This is a genomic window from Gammaproteobacteria bacterium (genome assembly GCA_022340215.1).
Lineage (GTDB): Bacteria > Pseudomonadota > Gammaproteobacteria > JAJDOJ01 > JAJDOJ01 > JAJDOJ01.
Window position 1 is genome coordinate 1 of sequence record JAJDOJ010000125.1, and the last position, 4,076, is coordinate 4,076.

At 64.2% G+C, this 4,076-nt stretch carries 4 protein-coding genes; all 4 read right to left on the reverse strand.

Features of this window, described 5'->3' with window-relative positions:
- Window positions 1-738: 738 nt before the first annotated feature.
- Window positions 739-1,446 carry a response regulator transcription factor gene (locus LJE91_09040; protein ID MCG6868854.1) on the reverse strand — a complete coding sequence of 236 codons (708 nt, stop codon included), beginning with the start codon at window positions 1,444-1,446 and terminating at the stop codon, window positions 739-741.
- The gene (locus tag LJE91_09045; protein MCG6868855.1) at window positions 1,433-1,585 is read right to left on the reverse strand and encodes a hypothetical protein; all 153 of its coding nucleotides are present in this window, start codon (window positions 1,583-1,585) and stop codon (window positions 1,433-1,435) included. The genes LJE91_09040 and LJE91_09045 overlap by 14 nt, the downstream gene beginning before the upstream one ends.
- Before the next feature lie 33 nt (window positions 1,586-1,618).
- The gene (locus LJE91_09050; GenBank protein ID MCG6868856.1) at window positions 1,619-3,349 is read right to left on the reverse strand and encodes a hypothetical protein; all 1,731 of its coding nucleotides are present in this window, start codon (window positions 3,347-3,349) and stop codon (window positions 1,619-1,621) included.
- Window positions 3,336-4,076 (reverse strand): 4Fe-4S binding protein (locus LJE91_09055; protein MCG6868857.1); only part of this gene is annotated, 741 nt, incomplete at its 5' end. The genes LJE91_09055 and LJE91_09050, both read right to left, overlap by 14 nt.

Sequence of the window (4,076 nt, forward strand, 5' to 3'; positions counted from 1 at the left end):
GAACGGCTTGGGCAGGAAGCCCAAGACCGGTGCCCAAGCAAAGCAGGGACAGCGCCGCGCCGGGATCGTTCGTCATCAAGACGCGACAACAGGCGCATAGTCGAACTATGTCACTGTTGTCGCAACACAGAGGACGGACGAAAAGACAAGCAGGATGGTATGTCATTTGACAGAAATCGCCTCAGGTCTGGAAATCATCACGGCGGCGTTTGCCGTCGACCGGATCAACCGAACACATCGACCGCAATATTCTTGTGCCCGCTCTCCGTGAACACGGCCTCGAGGCGACAATTGGCTGACATCGGTGACGCACCCGCCGAGGTGCTGTCGATGCGGCCCTCAACCGCGGAATCTTCGTACCGGTCGTGACCCTGATGCCCTAGAGGAAGCCCTGAACAAATGGCTGCAACGGAGCATCGCCGCGTTGTGCGGTGCTCGCTTCCTCGCCTATCGACTTGATATGTCTCGGTCGCTGCGCTCCTTGCGCCTGCACGCATCTGTCTCCCTCATGTTCAGGGCCTGCAATACGGGCCCCTGAAGCTGATAACAGATTGTCAGTTGGGACGGCGTCGATACCCCAGTCCCCGAATACTGAACGCAGTATGGCCACAGAATTCCAATATCTCGATGGTATAGATGTACTATTAACGATTCTAATGCGCTGCGACAAACTGTTATGTCCGGCGCATCATGCTTTCGACCGTTCGGCAGACGACCGTTGTGGCAGATCGGCTACGTCTATCCGCGGCAACAATCCCGTGCAAGCAGGGCGAGTTGCACTCGGTTCCTCGCACCGAACCGTCCCTGCAGTCGCTGCAGCTGGTTTCGGATAGTGTTGGGCGAGAGGCCCAGATCTCGCGCGATCTCCTTATTACTCTCACCCTTGATGAGGCAGGCCAGCACCTCCCTGTCCCGCTGTGTCAGGGCCTCTCCACCCGGAAGGATGCAGGGCAGCGCGTTGTCGGCGCCCTGTCCCTGCCGACTCCCTTCGGAGCGGCTGGCACGCGCGAACAGGCTTCGTACCAGGCTGCCCGACACGCGGCACTCACCCCTGCCGGCCGCCTTGATGGCTTCGATCAGTCGTTCCGGCGGGACATCCTTCAGCATGTAACCGCAGGCGCCAGAACGGATGGCCCGTATCAGCACATCGTCGTCGTCGCATACTGTCAGCACGATCACCTGCAGGTCTCCCTGTATCTGAAACAGGCGCGACATGCCGTCCACGCCGTTGACGTCGGGCAGATTGTGGTCCAGCAGTATCACATCGACGTGCCTGGCCTTCAGCCAGCCCGTGGCCTCTTCGATGCTGCCGGCCTCGCCGATTCCCCGGACCCCTTGCTCCGACTCAAGCAGATGTCTTATCCCTTGGCGGAAGATCGGGTGATCGTCGACGATCAGCACCTCGACCGGTTGATCGTGCCGTCCGGCCGGCTCAATACTCTGCATCGATGGGAAACTCCAGATTGATGTCGACCCCGTCCCGGCCGTCGTTGTGGATCCGCAGCTTACCTCGCAACCGTTCGGTACGCGCCTCCATGGTCGCGATGCCCTGCCCGTTGCCGAGCCGTGATGCCTCGGTTCCCAAGCCGCCGTCCGATATATTGATAGAGGAACGCCATCAGCGGGAGTCGCCTCCGTATTCGGGTCCCTGACCTGGCCCGAGATGCGTCTGCGTGATTGAACCGGTACTCATATCCGCTTCCAGTATCCGAACCATTTCATCATAACCCAAGGACGTTCCTCCGGTCCGAGTGGAACGACCCGGGGGGTAGCGGCGATCGAAACCGGTCCAGGCGTCGCCCGGCAGCCCATCGAGCCCTGGAGGCTGAGCCGGTGAAAAACGCCAGCCTCGCGCCGCCTTGGTCAGTCGCCCCGCGCCGAGTCCGAGTGCCTCGCTCGAGTCGTGGCAGGACTCGCAGTCACGTGACGCGTCGGTGGTGTGAGGCGAGCTTCGTGCAAAGCGCCGCTGAAACCGGCTGCTCCCCGTGTCTCCGTCCTCGATGGTCAGGATCATCCCGGGGACGAAGGGTGCGATCCGGCCATCCGATGTGATTCCGAGGGTGGGCGCGCCGGTCCCGATCCCCCAGCGCTTTTCGTGCCAGCGCCCAGCGGTGAGTGCCTGATCGACATGATCCCACTGCGGTTCGGTATTGGTGTAGCTGATATGGCAACCCGTGCAGCGCGGCGCCCAGCCGCTGTGGCAGGCCGAACAGGTGAGACGTTCGTGTACTCGCGCCGGGGCATGGTGATCGGGCTTCACCTCGGGGATCCTCAGGCGCCCGTCCCGGAGCTTGGGGTGCAGATACAGACCTTCTTCGCGAACCTCGATATGCCAGAGCACACTGCCGCCGCGCGCGGTCGTGAGGAATTCCTGCCCGGGATCGGCAGGGAAGGGAAGGACCCCGGGAAACGCCATCTGGTTTTTCCCCCAGTCCTTCAGACTTCCCCGGGGATTCCGATTGTCGTGACAATCCTCGCAGGCGATGTCCACCGCGTCGGTCTGGTACAGGGTATTGCCGATGCCGCCCATGAGTCCGCTACCGGTATGGCAATCGATGCAGGCCATGCCGGCGGCATGGTGGGTGTCTGCCTGGCGGGAGACGACCAGGCGACCGTCGGACAGACGGCCCGCACGCTCGCCTGCGACGTTGGCAGATTCCACTTCGGCCAACCCCGCATAGCTCAGGGAGATGCGTCCGGAGCGCGAGTGACAACCGAAGCAGCGTGCGTCCTCGACGCGGGCACTGAGCGGTGGATGGGCATTGTCCGGATAGTCGTTGATGTGACAGGCGAGGCAACCGCCACCCCGGTCACGCACCGGATCGAGCGCGTGTCTTCGCTTCGCCTGGCCCAGGTGGCACGAGGCGCAGAGCTTTCGCAGCAGGGAGTCCGCCGGCGTTCCCGACAGCCGGTCGAAAGCGTGCGCTGCGCCGGCAAGAGGCTCCTCACCGAAGACCTCGCGCGTCTTGGCGATCATCCCGGCACCCGTGTGCATGAGGCCCGCGGACACCGAGTCGACCTTGTCCGCGTGGCAGGGGGCACATGTCTTTCCCGCAGTTTCGAGATCCCCCGGAAACCGGACCATCCCCGCATGCGCCGCCTCAGCGCCTTCGGCCTCAGTGTTGCCGCCGTGGCACACTGAACAATGCTCAGCACCGAAGCGATGACCCTGGCTGAATCCCCGGGTACGGTCCTGATGGCAGGCGGTACAGCGCTCCGCCTCCGCCTGCGAAGCGCCGATCAGCAACCCCAGGATCAGGCCGATAATCCCGCGCCGGAGGAATAACATGCCGTAGGGCTGAGCGGTGCTGACACGGGCGCCGCATGCACAACACCTAGCCGCGCTCATCACCCGAGCCATCACCGGAAAACCGCGTCAACCGCACACCCGCCGCCGAGGCTGCCTTACAGGCCTCGCACAGACGCAGGCGCTTCAGCGCGTCTCCGGCGAACATGGGGTGCGCTCGGAGCCGCTCTTCCATCCGCCGGGTCATGGCCTCGCTGGCGACCGGCGCCCCGCAGTTGAGACACAGAGCCATGTCGCTCTCGTTGATCATCCGCACCCCGGTGCGCACCGCGGGGTCGAAGACGAACCGGGGAGCCAGCGTGACCGCTGACTCGGGACAGGCCTCGCGACACAGCCCGCACTGAACGCAGTCGTTTTCGACGAAGGCCAGTGCGGCGGGTGCGCCGCCGTCGCACACGGTCTCCCCGCGCAATGCCTTTCTCGGGCACACACGAACACAGGCCATGCACAAGGTGCAGCGTGTCTGGTCCACCAATACCTCCCCGAAGGGGGCGCCTTCGGGGAGCGCCAGGATTCCGTCCGGGACAACCGGCGGATCCCCCATCAGGGCGGCGAGCGCCGCCGTCACCCGGGCGCGCTTGTCTGTCTCCCGCCCCCCAGGGGAGATGCCGATGCCTGAGAGCCTCTCGGTCGCCGGTCGGTCTGCGGCGCCGGTCAAGTCTCCCGGTTCCCTCAGGACCAAGCGATCGGGATCGTGTCCCAGCCCCGACAACAGGCGCCGGGTCTGCTCGATCTCGGTTGAGAGGTGGGGTTCGCTCTGGTCGGACGC